Annotated in this window: 23 protein-coding genes and 1 pseudogene; 13 read left to right on the plus strand and 11 right to left on the minus strand. The window is 66.1% G+C overall.

The genetic code is table 11. The annotated features are described in order from the left end of the window. Nucleotides 1-29: 29 nt before the first annotated feature. Entirely contained in the window at nt 30-461 is a 432-nt protein-coding gene (locus CBM2594_RS04635) for a hypothetical protein (protein ID WP_116355819.1), read from the minus strand. A 449-nt stretch (nt 462-910) separates the two neighbouring features. Between CBM2594_RS04635 and CBM2594_RS04640 the strand changes: the two genes are divergently transcribed. Together CBM2594_RS04640 and CBM2594_RS04645 are read left to right on the plus strand one after the other, a co-directional pair. Then, nucleotides 911-1,870, plus strand: a complete 960-nt coding sequence (locus CBM2594_RS04640) for a hypothetical protein (RefSeq protein ID WP_116355820.1) — start codon at nt 911-913, stop codon at nt 1,868-1,870. Between the two features lie 89 nt (nt 1,871-1,959). Then, nucleotides 1,960-2,154: pseudogene (locus CBM2594_RS04645) on the plus strand (IS5/IS1182 family transposase); the annotation flags it as partial. A 103-nt stretch (nt 2,155-2,257) separates the two neighbouring features. On the opposite strand, the gene CBM2594_RS04650 reads toward CBM2594_RS04645, so the two are convergent. Further along, complete coding sequence (locus tag CBM2594_RS04650) at nt 2,258-2,896, minus strand: TetR/AcrR family transcriptional regulator (protein WP_198048093.1); 639 nt, start codon at nt 2,894-2,896, stop codon at nt 2,258-2,260. Nucleotides 2,897-2,918: 22 nt separating this feature from the next. Next, nucleotides 2,919-4,052 (minus strand): CaiB/BaiF CoA transferase family protein, encoded by a 1,134-nt coding sequence (locus CBM2594_RS04655; protein WP_116355822.1) that lies wholly within the window; start codon nt 4,050-4,052, stop codon nt 2,919-2,921. Nucleotides 4,053-4,164: 112 nt separating this feature from the next. Between CBM2594_RS04655 and CBM2594_RS04660 the strand changes: the two genes are divergently transcribed. The 11 genes from CBM2594_RS04660 (at nt 4,165) to groL (ending at nt 13,908) form a co-directional block, all read left to right on the plus strand. Then, on the plus strand, nt 4,165-4,575 hold the full coding sequence (locus tag CBM2594_RS04660; protein ID WP_147310400.1) for a Zn-ribbon domain-containing OB-fold protein: 411 nt from the start codon (nt 4,165-4,167) through the stop codon (nt 4,573-4,575). Continuing rightward, nucleotides 4,572-5,717 (plus strand): thiolase family protein, encoded by a 1,146-nt coding sequence (locus CBM2594_RS04665; RefSeq protein ID WP_116355824.1) that lies wholly within the window; start codon nt 4,572-4,574, stop codon nt 5,715-5,717. The genes CBM2594_RS04660 and CBM2594_RS04665 overlap by 4 nt, the downstream gene beginning before the upstream one ends. A 37-nt stretch (nt 5,718-5,754) precedes the next feature. Continuing rightward, nucleotides 5,755-6,900 carry an acyl-CoA dehydrogenase family protein gene (locus CBM2594_RS04670; protein WP_116355825.1) on the plus strand — a complete coding sequence of 382 codons (1,146 nt, stop codon included), beginning with the start codon at nt 5,755-5,757 and terminating at the stop codon, nt 6,898-6,900. A 14-nt stretch (nt 6,901-6,914) separates the two neighbouring features. Then, nucleotides 6,915-8,450, plus strand: coding sequence for a class I adenylate-forming enzyme family protein (locus CBM2594_RS04675; protein WP_198048094.1), 1,536 nt, complete (start codon nt 6,915-6,917; stop codon nt 8,448-8,450). After that, entirely contained in the window at nt 8,447-9,244 is a 798-nt protein-coding gene (locus tag CBM2594_RS04680) for an SDR family NAD(P)-dependent oxidoreductase (RefSeq protein WP_116355827.1), read from the plus strand. The genes CBM2594_RS04675 and CBM2594_RS04680 overlap by 4 nt, the downstream gene beginning before the upstream one ends. A gap of 10 nt (nt 9,245-9,254) precedes the next feature. Next, nucleotides 9,255-10,025 (plus strand): crotonase/enoyl-CoA hydratase family protein, encoded by a 771-nt coding sequence (locus CBM2594_RS04685; protein ID WP_116355828.1) that lies wholly within the window; start codon nt 9,255-9,257, stop codon nt 10,023-10,025. A 25-nt stretch (nt 10,026-10,050) separates the two neighbouring features. Next, a complete protein-coding gene (locus tag CBM2594_RS04690; RefSeq protein ID WP_116355829.1) occupies nt 10,051-11,019 on the plus strand; it encodes a Bug family tripartite tricarboxylate transporter substrate binding protein in 969 nt (322 codons plus the stop codon). A gap of 132 nt (nt 11,020-11,151) precedes the next feature. After that, nucleotides 11,152-11,406 (plus strand): hypothetical protein, encoded by a 255-nt coding sequence (locus CBM2594_RS04695; protein ID WP_116355830.1) that lies wholly within the window; start codon nt 11,152-11,154, stop codon nt 11,404-11,406. Nucleotides 11,407-11,478: 72 nt separating this feature from the next. Next, complete coding sequence (locus CBM2594_RS04700) at nt 11,479-11,670, plus strand: hypothetical protein (protein ID WP_116355831.1); 192 nt, start codon at nt 11,479-11,481, stop codon at nt 11,668-11,670. Nucleotides 11,671-11,926: 256 nt separating this feature from the next. After that, on the plus strand, nt 11,927-12,217 hold the full coding sequence (gene groES, locus CBM2594_RS04705; RefSeq protein WP_008644494.1) for a co-chaperone GroES: 291 nt from the start codon (nt 11,927-11,929) through the stop codon (nt 12,215-12,217). A 47-nt stretch (nt 12,218-12,264) separates the two neighbouring features. Further along, on the plus strand, nt 12,265-13,908 hold the full coding sequence (gene groL, locus CBM2594_RS04710) for a chaperonin GroEL (protein ID WP_116355832.1): 1,644 nt from the start codon (nt 12,265-12,267) through the stop codon (nt 13,906-13,908). A 106-nt stretch (nt 13,909-14,014) separates the two neighbouring features. Here the strand turns inward: groL and CBM2594_RS04715 are convergent, their stop codons facing one another. From CBM2594_RS04715 to CBM2594_RS04750, 8 genes are all read right to left on the minus strand, one after another. Next, nucleotides 14,015-14,788 carry a metallophosphoesterase gene (locus CBM2594_RS04715; protein WP_116355833.1) on the minus strand — a complete coding sequence of 258 codons (774 nt, stop codon included), beginning with the start codon at nt 14,786-14,788 and terminating at the stop codon, nt 14,015-14,017. Nucleotides 14,789-14,998: 210 nt separating this feature from the next. Further along, complete coding sequence (locus CBM2594_RS04720) at nt 14,999-15,973, minus strand: type II secretion system F family protein (RefSeq protein ID WP_116355834.1); 975 nt, start codon at nt 15,971-15,973, stop codon at nt 14,999-15,001. Between the two features lie 76 nt (nt 15,974-16,049). Beyond that, complete coding sequence (locus CBM2594_RS04725) at nt 16,050-17,027, minus strand: type II secretion system F family protein (protein WP_116355835.1); 978 nt, start codon at nt 17,025-17,027, stop codon at nt 16,050-16,052. A 45-nt stretch (nt 17,028-17,072) separates the two neighbouring features. Next, nucleotides 17,073-18,443, minus strand: a complete 1,371-nt coding sequence (locus CBM2594_RS04730) for a CpaF family protein (protein ID WP_116355836.1) — start codon at nt 18,441-18,443, stop codon at nt 17,073-17,075. Nucleotides 18,444-18,502: 59 nt separating this feature from the next. Beyond that, nucleotides 18,503-19,696, minus strand: coding sequence for an AAA family ATPase (locus tag CBM2594_RS04735; protein ID WP_116357686.1), 1,194 nt, complete (start codon nt 19,694-19,696; stop codon nt 18,503-18,505). Between the two features lie 23 nt (nt 19,697-19,719). Beyond that, a complete protein-coding gene (locus CBM2594_RS04740; RefSeq protein ID WP_116355837.1) occupies nt 19,720-20,178 on the minus strand; it encodes a TadE family protein in 459 nt (152 codons plus the stop codon). Further along, the gene (locus CBM2594_RS04745) at nt 20,175-20,684 is read right to left on the minus strand and encodes a TadE/TadG family type IV pilus assembly protein (protein ID WP_116355838.1); all 510 of its coding nucleotides are present in this window, start codon (nt 20,682-20,684) and stop codon (nt 20,175-20,177) included. The genes CBM2594_RS04740 and CBM2594_RS04745 overlap by 4 nt, the downstream gene beginning before the upstream one ends. 9 nt (nt 20,685-20,693) lie before the next feature. Continuing rightward, nucleotides 20,694-21,950 (minus strand): TadE/TadG family type IV pilus assembly protein, encoded by a 1,257-nt coding sequence (locus CBM2594_RS04750; RefSeq protein WP_116355839.1) that lies wholly within the window; start codon nt 21,948-21,950, stop codon nt 20,694-20,696. Between the last annotated feature and the right edge of the window lie 24 nt (nt 21,951-21,974).

Below are 21,974 nucleotides of genomic sequence, written 5' to 3' on the forward strand. Positions count from 1 at the left end.
CGCGGCAGCGATCGCCGCGGACCGGTGCGTTACTGCTTGGGCGCAGCCATTTCCTGCCGGGCCGCTGCATCCGCGGCCTTGTTCTCGACCTTGCGTTCCTGCTTGGCCGAGCCGACTTCATCCTTGTACTCGCCCTTGGCAGCCTTCTTCTTTGCCTTGTATTCGGCGGCGGCCTGCGCGCGCGCCTCGCGGCGCTCGACCAGCGGGTCCTTCGGCGGCTGGATCTGGGTCACGCCGGCCGCGGCGCCCTGGCCGCCGGCAGGGCTGGCCGCGGTGGCCGGCACGGCAGGCGTTGCCGGCATGCCCTGCGCGGCAGGGGTGGCTGGCGTGGCCGGGGTGGCGGGTGCGGTGGTCTGTGCGATCGCCGCGGCACAGCCGAGGCTTGCCAGGCCTGCCGCAATCACGCTGGCGACGCGGGCATGGCGGGTGCGGGTACGGCGAGCGGGTTGTTTCGGATCCATGGAATACCTCCAGGGTTAGGGTCGGAAGCGCCGGCCAAACGGCGTCGGCGCGACGTATGCCGCACGTTCCTGCCCGGCAGGCCATGCGGCGCGACGCGGTGATGAGAGCGACATGGCCAGTCTAGGTAGCGCGATGGCTTCGCGCTGTCGGGCATGCGCCGATGAGATGCCGGAATTGCTCCTACAAAGCCGGCAGGCACGCCGCCCCGCCGCCCCGCCGGCTCCCCGGCTGCCTGGCTGCTTCCGGGCTGCTCCCGGGCCGCTTCCGCTTTCAAGAATCTTTAAATCAGCGGCAATAAGATTCACTTCTGCCCTGGCAGCACTTCCGCCACCATGGCCCCCACGAAAGCGTGACGCCCCGGTCCGCCCGGCCCGGACCAGCTGCCGGTGACGCTGTTGTCACGAGGTTGACGTAGCGTCCGATGGCACAGGAGCGGATGAGGGAAACGATGCGAGCGCAAGGCCCCCTGGTATTCATGCTGCTGGCCGGCCTCGCGGCCGCACCCATGCCCGCGCTGGCCCAGGCGGAGCCGGCGTTCCGGGTGGTCGGCACCAATGTGCAGAAGCAGTCCAATGCGGTGCTGACGCTGATGTCGTTCGCGGTAGTACCGGACCTGGCTTCGAGCTCGCTTTCGATCAGCAATGCCAGCACCGACAACCCGGACCTGACCCTCTGGCAGCTCGGCGGGGGCTTTACGCTGAGCCAGTCGTTCCCGCTCTATCTTGAGGGGTCGATCGCGTACAACCGCTACGACCCGGCCTTTGTCGCCACCAACGGGCGCGAGTCGCGCCGGCTGCCGGCCAAATGGAACACGTTTGCCGGCACGGTCGGGGTGGGCTGGGATTTTCCGCTGATTCCCAGCAAGGAACTGGTGTTCCGCCCCATCTTCAATGCTTCGATCGGCCGCGTCGCCAGCGACCTGTCGATCGCCCAGTTCGCGGTCGAGCACAAGACCGAGCGCGACATCGCCTTTCTCGACGACGGCGCGATGAATGCCTATGGCCTGGGCGGATCGGTGATGCTCGACTGGGAAAGCCACCGCGACAACCGCGATATCGACGTGGAACTGCGCTATACCAACATCTACCTGCGCAGCCTCGGCGCCTCGTCCGGCGTGGAGGCCTCTTCCGCCGCGCAAACCGCCAGCCTGTACGCGCGCTGGCGCGCCCCGACCGGGCTGCGCGCGCTCGACCGGCCGGTGCGCTATGTGCTGGAGCTGTCGCATTCGCATTACTTCGGCAACCAGGCCGGGGCGCTGGGCTTCAACTCCCTCACCACGCTGGGCACGGGGCTTGAACTCGATACCAGTGCCCACGAAGTGTTCGTGACCCGGATTCGCGCGGTGGCGCGCTACGTCTTCGGCAACAACGTTTCGGGCGTGTCGCTTGGCCTGGCCGTCAGTTTCTAGCGGTGCTCCGGCTGGCTGTCGAGGCTCAAAAAGCCGACGCCGGACCGAGCGGTGTTGACCGGCATGCGCTCTGGCATCGCGCGGAACCCGACATCACGCAGTTTGACGCTCTGGTCGAGGCAGTTCCTTCCATTCGCGGAAAGCGCGGACGCCCTCTGCGCAAGCCGAAAATCGTCCAAGGCGATCGAGGCTACAGTTCCGAGCCACACCGACAGCGCTTGCGCAGGCGCGGCATCACGCCCGTGCTTGCCAAAATCGGCTCGCCTCACGGCAGTGGCCCGGGCGAAGGAGCGTCTGATCGGCTACGCGCATTGAGGGAATATGATTATCCCTGACAGCGCACGGTTGGCTTTGCGCTGATGGGCCGCCGAAACCGCCAGGTGAACATCAGGCGGAAACCACCATGCGATCAACCATCGCCTCGCACAGGTGCATCAGCTTTTGCGTATCCAGAGTCTTGGTCTGCGCGGTAGCGTTGATGGAATAGATCTGCGCGATGCCACGCATGTTGGCGACAATGAAAGTGGCCAGGCTGTCCAGATCGGACTCGATGAAGCGGGTGCCGCGGGCCTGTTCTAACTCCAGGCACTCGCGCACGAAGGCGATCGTGGCATCGTTCATGCTCGCGACGTCAGCCGCGAACTCCTGATCCTGGAAGATGGCTTCCGACAACAGCGCCGAGAACACCTGGGTGTTGGAGTCCGGCTTGCTGAGGCTGCCGAAGTGCGTGCGTATGAAGCTGCGCAGGCGTTCGAGGCCGACCGTGTGCCCTTCCGCCTGCTGGAAACGCTTGGCGAAATCGGCGCGCAACTCGGTCAGCACGGCCAGTTGCAGGGCCTGCTTGTTGCCGTACAGGTGAACGACGAGACCTTTGCTGACCCCCGCGGTCTCGGCCACCTCGGCAATCGTCATGCCGCCTACACCCTTGGCGCGCATGACCGTCATGGCGGCATTGATCAAGGCCAGCTCCGACGTGGCGCGCCGCTCCTCCTGGGTGCGACGGGTTCGGGCGATATGGGATGTCATGGAAGTCATTAGTTAAGCAAATTCAGGCGCTTTGTGAACGGAGCAGATTCTCCAGATTATCGGGCGTGAGAGCCAGAGTGCTCAGGATTTCGCGCGTGTGGGTGCCGACGGGCGCGATGTCCCGCATCTCCAGAGGCGTGGCCGAGAACCGCGGCGCGGGGGCGGCCTGCAGCACGCCGCCACGCTCGACATAGCTCTGCCGTGCTGCCATGTGTGGGTGGCAGGCGGCCTCGTGCGGCGCCAGCACGGGCGCCCAGCAGGCGTCACTGCCACCCAGGCAAGCCTCCCATTCGGCGCGTGTACGCGAGCGCATGAGTGCGGCCATGGCTTGCCTGAGCTCGGGCCACAGGCCGGGGTCGTTCTGGCCGCGGACAAAGCGCGCGTCGCCGTCCAGCCCCAGGCGCGCGAGCAACTCGGCATAGAACTTGGGTTCGAGCGGCGCAAAGTTGATCCAGCCGCCGTCCTTGCACTGGTAGCTTTGCGCCGCCCAGTGCGAACTGTCAAAAGCCTGCGTGCCGCGCTCGAAGCCGCCGCCGCGCCGCTGGATGGCGCCCAGCATCAGGTTCAGCATGTGGGCCGCGCCATCGACGATGGCGGCATCGACGACCTGCCCTTGCCCCGTGCTGCGCGCATGCTGCAGCGCGGCCAGCAGCCCTACCGCCAGATACAGCGCGCCGCCGGCCACGTCGCCCAGTACGGTGGACGGCGCCATCGGCGGTTCGCCGGCCGGGCCGGCAAACCACAGGGCGCCGCTGAGGGCAGTGTAGTTGCTGTCATGGCCGGCGCGCGGCGCCCACGGCCCATGCTGGCCCCAGCCTGTCATGCGGCCGTACACCAGGGCAGGCCGCCGCTGCAGGCACACCTCCGGCGCCAGGCCCAGGCGCTCCATCACACCCGGGCGCATGCCTTCGATCAGCAGGTCGGCGCCCTCGCACAGGCGCAGCACGGCCTCTACGGCGGCAGGGTCCTTGAGGTTCAGCACCACCGATTGCTTGCCGCGGCTGGTGATGGCATGGGGCCGTTGCGGCGCGGCCAGGCGCTCCGGCGGCTCGACGGCGATGACGGTCGCCCCCAGGTCGGCCAGCAGCATGCCGCAGAACGGACCGGGTCCGATGCCGCTGATTTCGATCACTTTGACGCCTGCGAGTGGGCCCAAGCTGTTGCTCCTTGTTGAGATGGATGGGATGGAAAGGCAGGACCTGCGGAAAACCCTATTGCCAAATCATACAAACTTACCGACCATATGGTAAGTAAGTTGAGGAAAAAACATGAAGACAGACGACACAACTTCCCGGATAGAAAAGCCCAGCCTCTGTGGTCGGGGCGCCCATCAGACCCCTTTTCTCAAAGGAGTCCGCTGCACAGCGTGCAATGAAGTGGCATTCCCACCGCAGCACTACGGCTGCGAGTGCTGCGGCAGCGCCGAACTGGCCGATATCGAACTGGCCGCGCAAGGGGTGGTGCTCGGCAGCAGCCAGGTCCACATCCATGCCCAGCCGGAGCCTGCGGTGCCGTTCACGGCGGCCGAGGTCCGGCTCGACGCCGGCCCGGTGGTGCGTGCCCTGCTGGACGTGGGGCACGAGGCGGGCGACTGGCACGGCCGGCGCGTCCATGGCGTGCTGCGTCAGCGCGGACAAGACCCCGCGGTTCTGGAATTCCGATTCGGGGTGACGGCATGAAGCGGACACTGAAGGACCTGCGGCCGGTCTACGTCGTAGGCATTGGCTGGCATCGCTACCAGGATCCGTCGGATACGTCGTACGTGACGCTGGGCCTGACCGCCGCGCGCCAGGCGCTGGCCGACGCGGGCGTGTCCATTGCCGGCGTGGACACCGCCTATGTTGCCCGGGCGCTGCTGGGCATGGCCTGCGGGCGGCCCATCCTGCGCCACCTTGGGGCGACGGGCCTGCCTATCGCCCATGTCGAAAACGCCTCGGCCTCCGGTTCGACGGCGTTCCGCAATGCCTGTATCGAAGTGGCCAGCGGCCTTGCCGATACCGCGCTGGTGCTGGGCGTGGACAAGCGCGCGCCGGTGGCCCGCGCCGAGACGCAGGCCGGGATCGAGCAACTGGCCAGCGAGTACATCGCGCCGTTCACACACTTTGCGCTGCTGGCAGACAAATACGTGCACCGCTCCGGAGCCGACATGCGCGACATCGCGCTGGCCGCGGTGAAGAACCACAACAACGGCGCGCTCAACCCGAACGCCCAGCGCCAGAAGCCGCGCACGCTCGAGGAGGTGCTGGGAGGGCGCAAGGTGTCTGGCGAGCTCACGGTGCTGCAATGCACGCCGGTCGGCGAGGGCGCGGCGGCTGTGGTGCTGATGTCCGAAGATGCAATCAAGGCGCACGGCATCGATCCCGGCCGCGCGGTGCGGGTGCTGTCGTCGGCCGCCCGGAGCCAGGCTGTTTACAAGGACGCTACAGCGTTCGACGAACTGCTCACGCAGGCCACCTGCCTGCAGGCGCTGCAGGAGGCCGGCGTCGCACCCACGGCGCTTGACGTGGTCGAGCTGCACGACGCCTTCGCGATCGAGGAAGTGCTGTACGTCGAGGCCATGGGTCTGTGCAAGCCGGGCCAGGCCATACCCGCTCTGAAGGGGGGCGAGTTCCACATCGGCGGCAAGGTGGCAGTGAGCCCATCTGGCGGGCTCATTGCCATGGGGCATCCGATCGGCCCCACCGGCGTGGGCCAGATCGCCGAAATCACGCTGCAACTGCGCGGCGAGGCCGGGCAGCGGCAGCAGCCCGGGGCGCGCACGGGGATGGCGCACATGGTGGGCGTGGGCGCTGTCTGCTACGCGCACGTGCTGGCCATCTGAGCCGCAAATCACATCAGCAATATCAGGAGACAGAGACATGATCGACTACATGGTTGAATTCGACGAAGACACGCGCGCCATCGTGGACCTCACCCGCAAGCTGGTGCACAAGCACCAGATGCCGCTGGAGGCCAGGAAACTGCAAGGCGGCGAGATCACCCCGGAGGACCTGTTGCCCGGCACCAGAGCCGCCAGGGAGGTGGGCCTGTGGGGCCTGACGCTGCCCGAGGCCCTGGGCGGCGCAAAGCTGACGGTAACGCAGCAACTGGCGGTCATCGAGGAGAATTTCCGGTGCCTGGTGCCGCTGCAGTTCGGGGGCCGTGTGCCGCCGTTCCTCTTCAACGCCACGGGCGTGCAGAAGGCGCGCTACCTCGATCCCTGCCTGGAGGACCGGCTGCAGTACGCGTTCGCGCAGACCGAGCCTTCGGGTGGCGCCGACCCCGGGAATGCGATCCAGACCAGGGCCGTCAGGCGGGGCGACAAGTGGGTGATCAACGGCACCAAGGTCTTCATCTCCCACGTCGGTCCGGCCGAGGTGATCTTCGTCGTGGCCGTGACCGACCAGGAAAAGCGCCAGCACGGCGGCATCTCCATGTTCGCGGTGGACAAGTCCAACCCCGGCCTGAACGTGTCGCGCGACATCCAGACGCTGGATGGCATGATCATCAACGAGCTGATCTTCGATAACTGCGAGGTGCCCGAGGACGCGATGATCGGCGCCAGCGGCGCAGGCTTCCGCAATGCGCAGATCATCCTGTCCCAGGCGCGCTTCGGTGTGGGCGCGCGCGCGATGGGCATCGCCATGCGCACGCTCGAGATGATGACCGAGTACGCGAAGCAGCGCGTGGCCTTCGGCTCCGCCCTGTCGCAGAAGCAGGCGGTCCAGGCCATGGTCGTGGACTCGTGGATCGACATCAACCAGTGCCGCTTGATGATGTATGCCGCCGCCAGGAAGGCCGATGCCGGCCACGACACCCGCGTCGAGGCCAGCACGATCAAGATGCAGGCTACCGAGGTGGTCGGCCGCGTGCTCGACCGCGGTGTCCAGATCTTCGGCGCGGCCGGGGTGTCGCTGGATAACCCCATTGCGCACTGGTATCGCTCGCAGCGCCCCGCCCGCATCTATGAAGGCCCGACCGAGGTGCACAAGTACCACGTGCTGGCCCGCCACCTGTTCCGCTGATGGGTGGACACCCGATGACAACCGCACCAAACTTGCCTGAACACTGGGCGCAGGTCCAGCCCGACAGGCCCGCCGTGGTCGCCGCAGACCAGACCCTGACCTGGCGCGAGCTCAACACGCTGGCCGACAACATCGCCAACCAGCTCGCCCGGCGCGGCGTCGGCGCCGGCGATATCGTGGCGCTGCGCATGCAGACCACGTCGCAATGGGTCGCGTTGATGCTGGCGCTGTCCAAGCTCAAGGCCCGGCTGCTGGGCATCAACTGGCGCCTGGTCGCCGACGAGGTCGACTATGTGCTGGAGAATGCCGGCGCCAGCATGCTGATCCTGGACGACGAGCAGCCGCAGGCGTTCATGGACAAGATCTCCGTGCTGCCGCCGGACGCCATGATTCCGGTGACCACGACCGGCGCAGCAAGCCAATGGAACGTGCTGACCCAGCCGGGCGGAGCGCCGCTCACCATGGACGAACTGTGCGAGCAGATCATCTACACCTCGGGTACCACGGGCAGGCCCAAGGGCGTGGCGCGCCATCTGCGGCCCGAGCCGGGCAATGAGCGCCTGAACCGCTACCTCGAAGCCCGGGGCGGCGCGTACAAGCGATACCAGGCGGCCGACGTGGTGCTGGTGTCCATGCCGTTGCATCACGGCTCAGGCCCTTCGCAGGTGCGCACGGCGATGGCGCACGGCTCCTTGCTGGTCCTGCAGAACCGCTTCGATGCCGCGCATTGGTTTGACCTGGCCGAGAAGCACGGCGTCACGCACTGGACCGGCGTGCCTACCATGTACAAGCGGCTCAAGAGCTACCAGGAGACCTCGGGCCGCCAGGTGCCGCGCCTCAAGAGCATGGGCATTGGCGCCGCGCCGGTACCCATGGCGATCAAGCAGTGGGTCCACGAGCAGTTCGGGCCGGTGCTGCATGAGGGCTACGGCTCCACCGAGACCGGCATGATCGCCGGCATGAAGGCAGACGACCACTTCCGGAAACCCGGCTCCAGCGGCCTGCCCTATGACGGCGTGGTAGTGGAGATCCGCGACGAGGACGGCAAGCCCTGCGCTTGCGGCACCGTCGGCGAGATCTGGGTCAATACCCCGGCCGTGATCAGAAACTATCTCAACGCGCCGCCGCTGGATGAAGACACGCTCGATGCGCGCGGCTTCTTTCGCACGGGCGACATGGGAAAACTCGATGCGGACGGCTATCTCTACATCACCGACCGCGCCAAGGACATGATCATCTCGGGCGGGGTCAACATCTATCCCGCGGAAATCGAGGCGGCGTTCTACCAGCACCCCGGCTTGCTCGACATCGCGGTGGTCGGCCTGCCCGACGAAGAATTCGGCGAGAAGGTGGTGGCCTACTACGAATCCAGGAACGGCCAGCCCATTCCCGGCGATGAACTGGCTGCGCTGGGGCAAGCGCAGCTGGCATCGTACAAGCGGCCACGGTATTTCGTGCATGTCGCCGAACTGCCGCGCAATGCCGTCGGCAAGATCCTGAAGCGCGAGCTTCGCCAACCTCATTGGAACAACCAGGAGCGCAACGTATGACATTGAACCTGACCGACCTCAACGGAAAGATCGCGGCCGTCACCGGCGCCGGCCAGGGTGTGGGCCGCGAGGTGGCCCTGCACTTCGCCAGGAGCGGCGCCGGGGCCGTCATCGTCAACGACTTCTATGCCGAGCGGGCCCAGGCAGTGGTCGAGGAAATCTGGGCACTGGGCGCGAAGGCCGTGGCTGCCGTGTGCGACGTGACCGACCAGGCGCAGGTCAAGGCTGTGTTCGCGCAGGCCACGGACGAGGCCGGCGGCAGCATCGACATCCTGGTCAATAACGCCGGCAATTCCGGCGTCAACCCCGATCCCGAAGCGCGCAAGCATTTCTGGGAAGTCGGCGAGGCAGCCTGGGACAGCTTCATCCGCGTCAATTTCTACGGCGTCATCAACTGCACGGCGGCGGTAGTGCCCGGCATGATCGAAAAGAACGCGGGCCGGATCATCACCATCATTTCCGACGCCGGCCGTGTGGGCGAGCCCAACCTGGAAATCTATTCCGGTGCCAAGGCCGGGGCCGCCGGCTTCATGCGCGGCGCGGCCAGGGCCCTGGGGCGCTACAACATCACGGCCAATTGCGTCGCCATCTCCGCCACGGCAACGCCGGCGATCGCGGCGCGCCTGGAGGCCGATCCCGACAGGAAAAAGAAGATGCTCTCGAACTACGTGATCCGCCGCGTGGGGCAGCCTGAGGACGTGGCCAACATGGTGTTGTTCCTGGCATCGGGATCGAGCTCGTGGATCACGGGCCAGACCTATCCGGTCAACGGCGGGTTCTCGTTCAACCTGTGAGGAGCGCACCATGACCACCGAGCAAGCTGCAATGCTGGAGAAGAAGGACGGGGTGGCAGTCATCACCCTGAACCGGCCCGAAGTCAAGAATTGCTGCAACAACGCGATGGCGATCGCACTGCAGGACATCATGGACGAAATTGACGAGGACAAGAACTGCTTCGTTGCCGTCATCCATGGCGCCGGCGGCAATTTCTCTACCGGCGCCGACCTGAAGGAAGCGGCCAGCGGCGTCAAGCGCACCAGACTGCGCCGCGGGGGCTTCGGCTGCTTCGTGCATCCGCTGCGCAAGCCGCTGATCGCCGCCGTCGAGGGCTATGCGGTGGGTGGCGGCTTCGAGCTGTGCCTGACCTGCGACATGGTGGTGGCCGCCGCCAACGCCAAGTTCGGCCTGCCCGAGGTCCGGCACAACCTGGTCGCGGTCGGCGGCGGGCTGTTCCGCCTGCCCAAGAAGATTCCCTACAACATCGCGTTCGAGATGGCCCTGACCGGCAAGATCTACGACGCCGATTTCCTGCGGCCCTATGGCATCCTGAACCGGGTGGTCGAGCCGGGCGCGACCCTGGAAAACGCCATGGAGCTGGCCCGCTCGCTGCTGGTGAACGGCCCGACGGCGCTGGCCGCGTCCAAGCGCATCATGTCCAAGGCCTTCGAATGGCAGGAACTGGAAGCCTGGGACAACCAGATGCCGATTGCGCAGGTCGCGCTCAACTCAAAGGACCGGGTGGAAGGGCTCAAGGCCTTCGCCGCCAAGCGCGCGCCGGTCTGGTCGGGCGAATAGCGCCCGGAACAAAGAGGAGACAACGATGCAAAGACGAAGCTTTCTGCTGGGCTCCGCAGCGGTGGCCACGGCATGGGCAGCGCATACGCCACTGCTTGCGCAGGACAAGACCCCGATCAGCATCATCATGCCGCTGGGCGGCGGCACAGGCGCCGACACCAGCACGCGTATCCTTGCTGACGTCCTGTCCCGTGAACTGCAGCGCACGGTGATCGTCGAGAACAAGCCAGGCGCCGACACCATGATCGCCACGCAATACGTGCTGAACGGACCGGCCGACGGAACGCGCGTACTGATGCTTTCGCCCAGCAACATGGTAATTGTTCCGCTGGTCAACAAGAGCCTGCGCTTCAATCCCGAAACCCAGCTGCAGCCCGTCATCACCTCGGTGCGCGGCGGTGCCGCCCTGGTCGTGAAGGCGGGCAGGCACAAGTCGCTGGCCGAGTTCGTTGCCTACGCCAAGGCCAACCCGGGCAAGACGTCGCTGGCCACCTACAGCGGGCACTACTACAAGCTGCTGGCGCTGATGATCCAGCGCGACCTCGGCATCCAGCTCAACAACGTGCAATACAAGGCCCCGGCGCCCGCGCTCAACGACGTGGTCGGCGGCAATGTCGACGCAATGATCATCGACGCCGGCGCCGCGCGCGAGTTCTTCCGCGCGGGCAAGGTCCACCTGCTGGCCTTGACGCACGAGCGCAGGCCCCCGGCCTTCCAGGATGTGCCAACCTTCAGCGAGCTCGGCTATCCCGATTCGACGGCTTACGTCTGGATCGGCTACGGGGTCAAGGCCGGTACGCCACCCGAGATGGTGCAGCGCCTGTACAAGGGATTCTCGGCCGCGCTCAAGTCCAAGGAGTATCTGGCCTACGTGGAGCAATCCAGCGCCGGCTCCGAGACGGTCGATCTGGACCCCGAGAAGACCAGGCTCTATGCGCAGGAGGAGCGCAAGCGCTTTGCCCGCCTGATCGAAAAGACCGGCTATACAAACTGATCGGACTGATGGATTGACATGGCTTGGTGCACCTCATGGTCGGCGGATGCCCAAGCATTTGATAGTGGGGATTGCACGAGTTTGCCTTCACCGCTGGCGTAGCGCCTGCGACTGCCGCTGATTGCCGCGCCGATGCTGCGCGTGTCCGGCCCGGACCTGGTGATGGCCGCATGCCGCAGCGGCGTCATCGGCGCGTTTCCCACGGTCAACGCCCGCGGCGCCGAGCAGCTGGACGCCTGGCTTGCCCAGATCAAGTCCCGGTGCGCCGAGGCGCCCGGCTTGCTCGCGCCGGTCTGCCCCAACATCATCATGCGCCGCCAGGCCACGCTGGATGAGGACCTGCGGGTCCTTATCCGCACCGGGTGGAGATGGTCCTCGCCAGCGTAGGCTCGCCCGAAGCCGTTAGGCACGCGCTTCATCGCCACGCCCGAGAGCCTGGGCGCCGGCCGCTACAAGGCCATGCTGGTGCACAGCCGGCTCGACGACGTGTTGCTGACCCAGGCCTTCACGGGACTGGATGCCAACATGCTGCGACCCTCCATCATGGCGGCGGGGCCGGACCCGCAGACCCTACAGGGCATGGTGTCTCCCGAGCGCGCCCGCGAACTGTTCAGCGAGCATGGCCGGGAGGCGCACGGCCTTGAAAAATAAGGGGATACAACCAAGTAACGATCTGGGCAGTTCAGGGTTGAGTGGACGAAGTTCAACGTTGCGTGAATCTCGACACTGGCTCCGGGAAAACCCGCATTCGGCCCCTGTCTTGAAATGCCCCCACCCCGTCCCTATAATTAGCACTCGTCAGGGGGGAGTGCTAACAACCCTGCGACACCTGAACATTTCTGACGGCCGTCGCCTCGGTAGCCGGCCGATTTGTGATCAAAAACACACTTTGTATCTAGGAGTCCGTATGAATCTGCGTCCTCTGCACGACCGCGTGATCGTGAAGCGTCTGGACAACGAAACCAAGACCGCGTCCGGTATCGTGATTCCCGACAACGCTGCCGAGAAGCCCGATCAAGGCGAAGTGCTGGCAATCGGTCCCGGCAAGAAAGACGACAAGGGCAACAACATCGCCCTGGACGTCAAGGTCGGCGATCGCGTGCTGTTCGGCAAGTATGCCGGCCAGGGCGTGAAGGTGGATGGCCAGGAACTGCTGGTCATGCGCGAAGAAGACATCATGGCCGTGGTCAACAAGTAATCCGTTACTTGTAGCCCCACCCGTACAGATTTCAGGAGATTCAGAACATGGCAGCAAAAGACGTAGTGTTCGGCGACGCCGCACGTGCCAAGATGGTCGAAGGCGTGAACATCCTCGCCAACGCAGTCAAGGTGACCCTGGGCCCGAAGGGCCGCAACGTGGTGCTGGAGCGCAGCTTCGGCGGCCCGACCGTGACCAAGGACGGCGTGTCCGTGGCCAAGGAAATCGAGCTGAAGGACAAGCTGCAGAACATGGGCGCACAGATGGTCAAGGAAGTCGCTTCCAAGACCAGCGACAACGCCGGTGACGGTACCACCACCGCAACCGTGCTGGCCCAGTCGATCGTGCGCGAAGGCATGAAGTTCGTCGCCGCCGGCATGAACCCGATGGACCTGAAGCGCGGCATCGACAAGGCTGTTACCGCCGCCGTGGAAGAGCTGAAGAAGATCAGCAAGCCCACCACCACCAGCAAGGAAATCGCCCAGGTTGGCGCGATCTCGGCCAACAGCGACGCCTCGATCGGCGAGCGCATCGCCGAAGCCATGGACAAGGTCGGCAAGGAAGGCGTGATCACCGTCGAAGACGGCAAGTCGCTGGCCGACGAGCTGGAAGTCGTGGAAGGCATGCAGTTCGACCGCGGCTACCTGTCGCCGTACTTCATCAACAACCCGGAAAAGCAGGTTGTCCAGCTGGACAACCCGTTCGTGCTGCTGTTCGACAAGAAGATCAGCAACATCCGCGACCTGCTGCCGGTGCTGGAGCAAGTGGCCAAGGCCGGCCGCCCGCTGCTGATCATCGCTGAAGACGTCGAGGGCGAAGCCCTGGCGACCCTGGTGGTCAACAACATCCGTGGCATCCTGAAGACCGCCGCCGTCAAGGCCCCGGGCTTCGGCGACCGCCGCAAGGCCATGCTGGAAGACATCGCCATCCTGACCGGCGGCACCGTCATCGCCGAAGAAATCGGCCTGACGCTGGAAAAGGCTGGCCTGAACGACCTGGGCCAGGCCAAGCGCATCGAGATCGGCAAGGAAAACACCATCATCATCGACGGCGCCGGCGACGCATCGGCGATCGAAGGCCGCGTCAAGCAAATCCGCGCCCAGATCGAAGAAGCGACCTCGGACTACGACCGTGAGAAGCTGCAAGAGCGCGTGGCCAAGCTGGCCGGCGGTGTTGCCGTGATCAAGGTTGGCGCTGCCACCGAAGTCGAAATGAAGGAAAAGAAGGCCCGCGTGGAAGACGCCCTGCACGCCACCCGCGCTGCGGTGGAAGAAGGCATCGTCCCCGGCGGCGGTGTGGCCCTGCTGCGTGCCCGCGCTGCGATCTCGGCACTGACCGGCGAAAACGCCGACCAGAACGCCGGTATCAAGATCGTGCTGCGCGCCATGGAAGAGCCGCTGCGCCAGATCGTGCTGAACGCCGGTGAAGAAGCGTCGGTGGTCGTTGCCAAGGTCATCGAAGGCAAGGGCAACTACGGCTACAACGCGGCTTCGGGCGAGTACGGCGACCTGGTGGAAATGGGCGTGCTGGACCCGACCAAGGTCACCCGCACCGCACTGCAGAACGCCGCTTCGGTGGCTTCGCTGATGCTGACCACCGACTGCGCCGTGGCCGAAACGCCGAAGGAAGAGTCGGCTCCGGCAATGCCGGGCGGCATGGGCGGCATGGGCGGCATGGAAGGCATGATGTAATTTGTGCCGACCGACTGCCTTCACGGGCAGGCTGTCTTGAAGAAACCCCCGCGGGCGTGAGTCCGCGGGGGTTTTTGTTTGGATGGCCGCCGCGATCGCGATCGCATCACACCTCAACCACGCAGCACCAGTCGAACGACTTGTTCTCCACCTCGCCGGTGCGGCGGCTGACATAGCCGCGCGGGTTGCACACCACGCGCGTGTTGTCGACGCAGTAATCGAAGCTGGTATGGGTATGCCCGTGGATCCACAGGTCCGCCTGCGCCACCAGGTCGGGCCGGCGCGACAGGAAGCCGCCGGAGACCAGGTCGTGCGAGAAGCGCGGGTCCAGGCTGCCCAGGTCCGGGCCGTGGTGCGTGACCACGACCGTCTTGCCCGCGTAGGGCAGCGCCAGTTGCGCAGACAGCCAGTCAGACGCGGCCAGGTGGCGGGCCAGCGCGTCCTGCGGCGTGAACTGGCGCATGCTGCCGTCCTCGCCGCGGATTTCGATCAGCCGGTGGTCGTACATCGCTTTCGCGCATGCCTGCATCGCTTCGTCGCGCCGGTCGGTGCCGAACAGCGTGTAGTCGGTCCACCAGGTCGTGCCGATGACGCGCACGCCGTCGAATTCCGCCACCTCGCCATTGAGCACGCGCACCTGCGGATGCGCAGCGGCGGCTTCGGCCAGCTGCTGGTCCACGGTGGCGAAATTGCTCTCGTAGTACTCGTGGTTGCCGGGCACGTAGACCACCGGCTGGCTGAACGTGCTGACGGCCCAGTCGATGCCGTCGCGGCCGTTGGCGATGTCGCCGGCCAGGACCACGAGGTCGGCATCGCACGCGGGCACGGACTGCGGCAGGTTGTGTTCGATGTGGAGGTCGCTCAGGATGCGTAGCTTCATCGGGACTCCAGGCGGGTAGGGCGCGCTGCATGATCTCGGCGCCGGCAGGGGGATTGCCTGCATTCTTGATAACACTGCCGCTCTGGTCAAGCCCCGGCCATCGGCCGGGCAAGCAAAAAAGCCCGGAACCTGGGTTCCGGGCAAGTGACTGTCTGGCCGGCATTGCACCGGGAGACAGCCGGGGGAAACGGTCGCGGTTTCCCGGAAGTGCTATCCCGCTTGCCCCGCCATGGTCGGCAGCAGGACGCGATAGATCTGGATGAAGGCCGGCCCCAGCAGCACCAGCAGCAGCGACGGGAAGATGGTGAAGATCAGCGGGAACAGCAGCTTCAGCGCAATCTTGGCGGCCTGCTCCTCGGCGCGCATGCGGCGCTTGGTGCGCAGCATGTCGGACAGCACGCGCAGCGACTCGCCCAGGCTGGTGCCGAAGCGGTCGGCCTGGACCAGCATCGACGCAAACTTGTCCACGTCTTCGACGCCGGTGCGCAGCGAAAGGTTGGTCAGCGCCTTTTCCTTCGAGAACCCCGAGCGCAGCTCCAGCAGCATCAGTTGCAGCTCGTCGGCCAGCACCGGGCAGCGCAGCGCCAGTTCGTCGGCCACCCGCATCAGCGCGGCATCCAGGCCGAGGCCGGCCTCGACGCAGACGGTGAGCAGGTCGATCACGTCGGGGAATTCTTCGAAGACGGTGCGCTGGCGTTGGGACACCTTGCGGGCGAGGACTATGTTGGGGAGGTAGTAGCCGATGGCGCCGAGCACGGCCAGCAGCACGAACATCAGTTGCTGGCTTTGCAGCCCGGGCTGGCTGCTGACCGCCACCAGTCCAAGCATCGGCAGGCCGACGGCCAGAACGGTCTTGGCGCCGAAGTACAGCGGCGCGGCGCTGGCGCTGCGCCAGCCGGCGTTCATGAAGCGCACGCGCAGCTGTGAATGCTCCCAGCCCTCCTTGGGCAGCGACAGCCGCGATACCGGCTGCGCCCACTTCACCAGCGTGTCGATCAGCGCCTGCTGCCGCCCCGCGTCAGCCTCGAACGGACCGGACTGGCCGGCGATCTGCTCGGCCCGCCCGCGCAGCCGGTGGGGCGCCAGCACATAGAGCACGCCGAACACCGTGCCGAACGCCGCCACGAAGATCAGCGCGAGCACGATCATCTGGTCGCCCTGGAACCCCTGGATAATTTCCTGCATGATGGACTCCCCGTCAGTATGGCTGTCCAAGCCCTGCTTCTTCTGTCTCTGCGCTGCGGCAACCGCGGCCGGCGCTTCAGACCCGGATCCGGATGATCTTGCGCATCCACAGCACGCCGAAGCTCATCGACACCAGCGCCCCGCCGATCATGCGCAACCCGAGCGGGTCTTCCCACAGCACGTTCATGAAGCCGGGGTTGACCACCAGGATCAGGCCGGCGGTGCAGAACGGCAGCAGCCCCAGCACCCATGCGGACATCTTGCCTTCGGCCGACAGCACGCGGATCTTGTCGAACAGCTTCAGGCGCTCGCGCACCATGGTGCCGATGGTGTCGAGGATCTCGGCGAGGTTGCCGCCGCTCTCGCGCTGGATCAGTACCGCGATGACGAAATAGCGCAGGTCGGCCACCGGCACGCGCATGGCCAGGTTGGTCATGGCCTCGTCCAGCGCCACGCCGTAGTTGATCTCTTCGAAGGTGGTGCGAAACTCCGGCCCGATAGGGGCCTTCATTTCCTGGCCGACCATGCTGAGCGCCCCGCTGAATGAATGCCCGGCGCGCAGCGCGCGGCTGATCATGTCGACCGCATCAGGCAGTTGCGCCTCGAGCTGCTTGAGCCGCCTGGCACGCAGGCGCATCACATGCAGTACCGGCAGCATCGCGGTCAGCACCGCGCCGAGCAGCACCAGCGAAGCCGGCAGGGGCAGCAGCGGGATCAGCGCGAGCGTGCACAGCACCACCATCGCGCAGTAGCCCAGCAGCTGGGCCACCGACCAGGTGCTGCCGGACTGCTCGAGCCAGCGGTCGAGCGCGCCGATGCGCGGCACGCGCATCAGCCACTGCTGCATGCGCGGCGAGCCGGCCAGCATGCGCTTCTTCAGGATCGAGAGCTGCTCGGCACCAACGTGCCCGCCCGCCGACAGCGCGCGCAGCCGGGCCTCGATGCGCTTGGCCGCGGGCCCGTGGGCATTGTTCCACCACAGGTAGATGCCCTCGACGCATAGCACCACGGCGACGAACAGCAGGATGCCGAAGGCGTAGAAGATCGTGCTCATGTGTAGCTCCCCCGGATGGATCGTATGGGTATGGGCCCTGGCAGGTCAGACTTCGTAGCGCTTGGCCGGGTCGTAGGTGTCATCCGGCAGCCCCACGCCGAACACGCGCAGCCGCTCGGCAAACTTCGGATACACCCCGGTGGCGCGGAAGTTGCCGCGCACGGTGCCGTCCTTGTCGACCCCGGTGCGCTGGAACGTGAAAATCTCCTGCATGTTGATGATGTCGCCCTCCATGCCGGTGATCTCCTGGATGCTGACGATCTTGCGGCGCCCGTCGGTCATGCGCGCGGCCTGCACGATCACCGTGATGGCCGAGGCGATCTGCTGGCGCATGGCCTTGGCCGGCATGGTCAGGCCCGCCATGCTGACCATGTTCTCCAGCCGCGTCAGCGCATCGCGCGGGGTGTTGGCGTGGATGGTGGTCAGCGAGCCTTCATGGCCGGTGTTCATCGCATTGAGCATGTCCAGCGCCTCGCCGCCGCGCACTTCGCCCAGGATGATGCGGTCCGGGCGCATGCGCAGCGCGTTGCGCACCAGCGCGCGCTGCGTGATCTCGCCCTTGCCTTCGATATTGGGCGGGCGCGTTTCCAGCCGCAGCACGTGCGGCTGGCGCAGCTGCAGTTCCGCCGCGTCTTCGATCGTGACCACGCGCTCGTCTTCCGGGATAAAGCCCGACAGGATGTTCAGCAGCGTGGTCTTGCCGCTGCCGGTGCCGCCGGACACCAGCACATTGACCTTGGCCTGCGACAGCGCCTGCAGCAGCTGCGCCATCGGCGGCGTCAGGCTGCGCAGGCTGACCAGGTCGGCTACCTGCAGCGGATTCACGGCAAAGCGGCGGATCGACAGCAGCGGCCCGTCGATGGCCGACGGCGGAATGATGGCGTTGACGCGCGAGCCGTCCGGCAGGCGCGCGTCGACCATCGGGCTGGTTTCGTCGATGCGGCGGCCGACGCGCGACACGATCTTCTCGATCACCTTCATCAGGTGCGCGTCGTCATAGAACAGGACGTCGGTCAGTTCCAGCTTGCCGCGCCGCTCCACGTAGGTCTGGCGCGCGGTGTTGACCAGGATGTCCGACACCGTCGGGTCCTTCAGCAGCGGCTCGAGCGGGCCGAAGCCGAACATTTCGTCGTAGATCTCGACGGTCAGCTGGCGGCGCTCGTTGTCGTTGAGCAGCACCTTCTGCTCGTCGACGATCAGGTTGACCAGCGCGGTGATCTCCTGGCGCACCTGTTCCTGCGGATAGCGTGCCAGCCGCTCCAGCTCGACGCGGTCGAGCACGGTCTCGTGCACATCGCGCTTGAGCTGGTGGTAGCCGCCCGAGACGGAGGCTGCCGAGGTCGCAAACTGGATCGCGGCGTGGCCGTTGGCGGTGAAGGCAGGCTCGGCATTGGCCAGTTGTTCTCGGATCGACATGGTGGACTCCTCGTTAATCGGGTGCGGTGGACCGTATCGGTCGGCGGCAATCGGTGGATTCAGGTGCTCTTCGCGCGCAGCATCAGCCGGCGCAGCGGCGATGCGGTTTCGGTCCGGCTGCGCCGCTCCGCCTCGGCCGGGGTGCACAGCTGCGTGGCCATCGCCTGCAGCGCGCGCGTCATGGCGCTGCGCCGGCTCAGCTTGGCGACGGGCTCGCCATGGCTGATGGCCTCGTCCACCGCGGAGGGGTCGTCGGGCAGCGTGAACGCGGCCTTCATGCCGAAGATCTCTTCCATGGTCGCGCGCGGCATCTCATGCTTGCGGCCGGTGCGGTTGAGCACCAGGCGGACCTTGTCGGCGGGGTAGTGCAGGGCACTGAGGATATCGAGCAGCCTGCGGCCCGGACGACCGAAGGAAATCGCGGGTTCGGCCACCACGCAGATGCGGTCGCTGTGGTCCAGCACGCTGATCGACAGCGGGTCGATGCTCTGGCCCAGGTCGAAGATCACGAAGTCGTAGGCGGGCTGCACCACCGACAGGATCCACTCCAGCTTGTCCTTCTGGATCTGGCTGGCCTTGACCGGGTCGGATGCGCCCGCGAGCATGTCGAAGCCGTTGTCCACGTGCACCAGGCAGGCCTCGAGGAAGGCGCTGTCCATGCGGTCGATCTGATTGCAGATCTCGGGCAGCGTGGACGGCGGGACCTTGTCGCTGACGATATAGGTCAGGTCGCCGAAGTGGCGGTTCAGGTCGACCACCAGCACGCGCTTGCCAAGATGGCGCGCCAGTGCGTCGCCCAGGTTGGCCGCGATGAAGCTGGTGCCGGCGCCGCCCTTGCACGAGATCAGCGAAATCAGCTGCCCGTGGTCCTGCGCGCGCGGCACGTGCGACGCCTCCACGCGCCGCAGCGCCTCTGCCAGCTGGCCTTTGTCCAGTGGCCACGGCAGTACGTCGCGGATGCCGGCGCGCATCGCCTTGATCAGTACCTCCGAGCCGGGTGCCGGCGTGATCAGGATGCAGGGCAGTTCGGGATGCTGCTGGCGCAGCAGTTCGATCGCCTGCATCTGCTGCGCGTTGATGGCGGGCAGTTCCAGGATCAACAGGTCCGCCATGCGCAGCCGGCTGGCGTGCAGCGGGAAGCGGCCCAGGCCCTCTTGCAGCGTCATGGCCTGGAAGTTGCCCACTGCGGCGCTGACCCGGTGGATCTCGGCAAGCCGGTCGGCGTCTTCGGAAACGATCAGAATTCTGAGCATGATGTGCTCCTGGTTCATGCGCGCTAGTTGCAGATCTTGCCGCCGGTGGAAGAGTCAAGGCTCTCCCGCGGCAGCGTGGTCGAGAACGGGGGCAGCGACACCGTGATCGGCACCACCGGGATGAAGGTCTTGACCGAGACGTTGGCCACGCTGACGGTGACGGAGCGGCAGGTATTGCGCGCGGTATCGGCGTCGGCGTCGCAGCCGCTCGGTTCGAAGGCGACCTGGATATTGGTGGCCTTCAGCAAAGGCATCAGGTGCGTCATCCTGTCCTTGATGGCGGTGTCGGTGACGTCGCACACCACCGCGATGCGCGCCCCCAGCCGGGTGGCTTCGCCGGCGGTGTTCCAGTAGAACAGCACGCGCGAAAACTCGGCGATGCCGATCAGCAGCATGAAGAAGATGCTTGCCACCAGGGCGAACTCGATGGCGGCGGCGCCGCTCTGGCGCAAGCGCGGACGCGGGGCGCGGATCGGGCTCATAGCACCTGCCTCATGACGGTTGCGATATCGGAGAACGCCAGCGCGCCCACGTTGAGGTAGCTTTGCATCGGCGCGTAGGTGAAGCCCGAGATCTTCACTTCCACCAGGTTGATGGTCCCCGCCGGCGTGCCGGAGCTGCCCCCGCCCTCGTAGATGGCGACGTTGGCGAACTGCTTGCCGGCGCAGCCGGTCGAGTCGACGCGGTCGCAGACCACCACCATGGATGTGCTGAGACCTTTCACCAGCGCCGTGCCGCCGCAAGTGGTCTTGCCGTAGACGGCGACGCATTTCGCCTGCTCGACCGGGTAATTCGCCTCGCTGGGCGCGTATTGCGACAAAAAGCGCGCGGCGTCGCGCGTGGCCTTGGCCAGCGCGTTGTACTGGTAGATGGCGCGCCCGTACTCCGCCACCCCGGTCACCAGCATCAGCAAGGGCACCAGGACCAGCGCGAACTCCACGGCGACCGCGCCGCGTCGATTGCACCTGCGTTGCCAGCATCGCTTCATGATCGGCTCCTATTGCACCAGCACCGGCACGCGCGGGCCGTTGCCCGTGCTGGAGCCGGGCACACCCTGGGTCGCGCACGGGCTGGTGGGATCCTTCGAATCGCCGAGGTACTCGATGTAGGTCACATCCTTTGCGCTGGGCTCCTGCATCGGCTGCACCATCAGCATGCAGGCCCACGAGGCCACCGTGGCCTGCTTGGACGAGGCCAGCTCGTTGCAGTCCACCACCGGCACCTGTACCAGCCTGCGGTCGGCGCCCGCCTGGTGGACCTGCCGGGTCGACGGCGAGCCCTTGGTGACCAGTCCGGCGTTGGCGTCGGTCTGGTACGGCTCGTTGGCGGCGCGCTTCTGGATGAAGTCCGGGTAGGCGTTGCCGCCGTTGGGCGGATTCCATGACTTGACGCTGTAGGCATAGCCGGCAAAGTCGGGGGCGCCATGCTCCGGCCCCTTGTAAGAGCCGGTATAGAGCCCGAAGCGGGTATTCCACGCCGGTATCAGCGACGAAATGCTGCCCGGCTGGCCGACCTTGGATCCCACCACCGACATGTCGCACTGTCCGGAACCGGCAAGGAGTTCCGCCAGTTCGGAGGCGCCGCCTCCCGGGGGCGACAGGTCGGCCCAGCCGAAGCTGCCGGGACCGTACGGGTCCTTCTCGTCCTTCGAGCGGATCCAGTCGCCGCGGTTGTACGCGGTCCTGACCGGGTTCGCCGTCTGCGGCGTGCAGATGTAGACCGGGATGGCGCACGCGGTCTGCGCGCTGGTGGTGGTGGCGACCGCCATGGCATTGACGGTGCTGGGCTGGATATTCATCCCCGGCAGCGCATTGAGGACCTGGATGAACCAGTGCGCAATGCCGGTGCGCTCGGCCGTGCATCTGACGTACTTGATCTTGTCGAGCGCGTAGGGGACCTTGTCCTTGGTGTAGAAGGTGTTGTCCGGGCTGTCGCTGTACGAGACGTTGAGGTTCTCGAACATTTCCACGGCCTTGCCCTGGAACAAGGCCGCGTTGCTCGAGCCGGTGGTGAGGCCGGCCGCTTCGGAGACCAGCAGCGGCGTGGCCCCGGTGACGTCGCGCGCGGCCGCCAGCGCGCAGGCATCGACGCTGTTCTGCAGCTCGCTCTTGGTCACGAAGAGCTTGCCCAGGTCGAGCGCCAGCCCGACAAAGCCGATCAGCACGGCCAGCGACAGCCCGACGATGATGGCCACTGCGCCACGCTGGCGCTTGCGCCGCGTCAGCGTGGCTCGTGCAAAGCCCGATGCAGACATGATCGCCTCCCCCGGTTCCGGTGC

The sequence above is a fragment of the Cupriavidus taiwanensis genome (assembly GCF_900249755.1).
In the GTDB taxonomy this organism is placed as follows: Bacteria; Pseudomonadota; Gammaproteobacteria; order Burkholderiales; family Burkholderiaceae; genus Cupriavidus; species Cupriavidus taiwanensis_D.

Bases quoted from the DNA above. Each gene is read 5' to 3' on its own strand.
- CBM2594_RS04670 (WP_116355825.1), top strand. From the start codon at position 5,755: ATGATCGACTACATGGTTGAATTCGACGAAGACACGCGCGCCATCGTG.
- groL (WP_116355832.1), top strand. From the start codon at position 12,265: ATGGCAGCAAAAGACGTAGTGTTCGGCGACGCCGCACGTGCCAAGATG.
- CBM2594_RS04740 (WP_116355837.1), bottom strand. From the start codon at position 20,178: ATGAGCCCGATCCGCGCCCCGCGTCCGCGCTTGCGCCAGAGCGGCGCC.
- CBM2594_RS04665 (WP_116355824.1), top strand. From the start codon at position 4,572: ATGAAGCGGACACTGAAGGACCTGCGGCCGGTCTACGTCGTAGGCATT.
- CBM2594_RS04680 (WP_116355827.1), top strand. From the start codon at position 8,447: ATGACATTGAACCTGACCGACCTCAACGGAAAGATCGCGGCCGTCACC.
- CBM2594_RS04720 (WP_116355834.1), bottom strand. From the start codon at position 15,973: ATGCAGGAAATTATCCAGGGGTTCCAGGGCGACCAGATGATCGTGCTC.
- CBM2594_RS04745 (WP_116355838.1), bottom strand. From the start codon at position 20,684: ATGAAGCGATGCTGGCAACGCAGGTGCAATCGACGCGGCGCGGTCGCC.
- CBM2594_RS04635 (WP_116355819.1), bottom strand. From the start codon at position 461: ATGGATCCGAAACAACCCGCTCGCCGTACCCGCACCCGCCATGCCCGC.
- CBM2594_RS04640 (WP_116355820.1), top strand. From the start codon at position 911: ATGCGAGCGCAAGGCCCCCTGGTATTCATGCTGCTGGCCGGCCTCGCG.
- groES (WP_008644494.1), top strand. From the start codon at position 11,927: ATGAATCTGCGTCCTCTGCACGACCGCGTGATCGTGAAGCGTCTGGAC.
- CBM2594_RS04725 (WP_116355835.1), bottom strand. From the start codon at position 17,027: ATGAGCACGATCTTCTACGCCTTCGGCATCCTGCTGTTCGTCGCCGTG.
- CBM2594_RS04660 (WP_147310400.1), top strand. From the start codon at position 4,165: ATGAAGACAGACGACACAACTTCCCGGATAGAAAAGCCCAGCCTCTGT.
- CBM2594_RS04695 (WP_116355830.1), top strand. From the start codon at position 11,152: ATGCTGCGCGTGTCCGGCCCGGACCTGGTGATGGCCGCATGCCGCAGC.
- CBM2594_RS04700 (WP_116355831.1), top strand. From the start codon at position 11,479: ATGCTGGTGCACAGCCGGCTCGACGACGTGTTGCTGACCCAGGCCTTC.
- CBM2594_RS04735 (WP_116357686.1), bottom strand. From the start codon at position 19,696: ATGCTCAGAATTCTGATCGTTTCCGAAGACGCCGACCGGCTTGCCGAG.
- CBM2594_RS04685 (WP_116355828.1), top strand. From the start codon at position 9,255: ATGACCACCGAGCAAGCTGCAATGCTGGAGAAGAAGGACGGGGTGGCA.
- CBM2594_RS04650 (WP_198048093.1), bottom strand. From the start codon at position 2,896: ATGACATCCCATATCGCCCGAACCCGTCGCACCCAGGAGGAGCGGCGC.
- CBM2594_RS04675 (WP_198048094.1), top strand. From the start codon at position 6,915: ATGACAACCGCACCAAACTTGCCTGAACACTGGGCGCAGGTCCAGCCC.
- CBM2594_RS04690 (WP_116355829.1), top strand. From the start codon at position 10,051: ATGCAAAGACGAAGCTTTCTGCTGGGCTCCGCAGCGGTGGCCACGGCA.
- CBM2594_RS04730 (WP_116355836.1), bottom strand. From the start codon at position 18,443: ATGTCGATCCGAGAACAACTGGCCAATGCCGAGCCTGCCTTCACCGCC.
- CBM2594_RS04750 (WP_116355839.1), bottom strand. From the start codon at position 21,950: ATGTCTGCATCGGGCTTTGCACGAGCCACGCTGACGCGGCGCAAGCGC.
- CBM2594_RS04715 (WP_116355833.1), bottom strand. From the start codon at position 14,788: ATGAAGCTACGCATCCTGAGCGACCTCCACATCGAACACAACCTGCCG.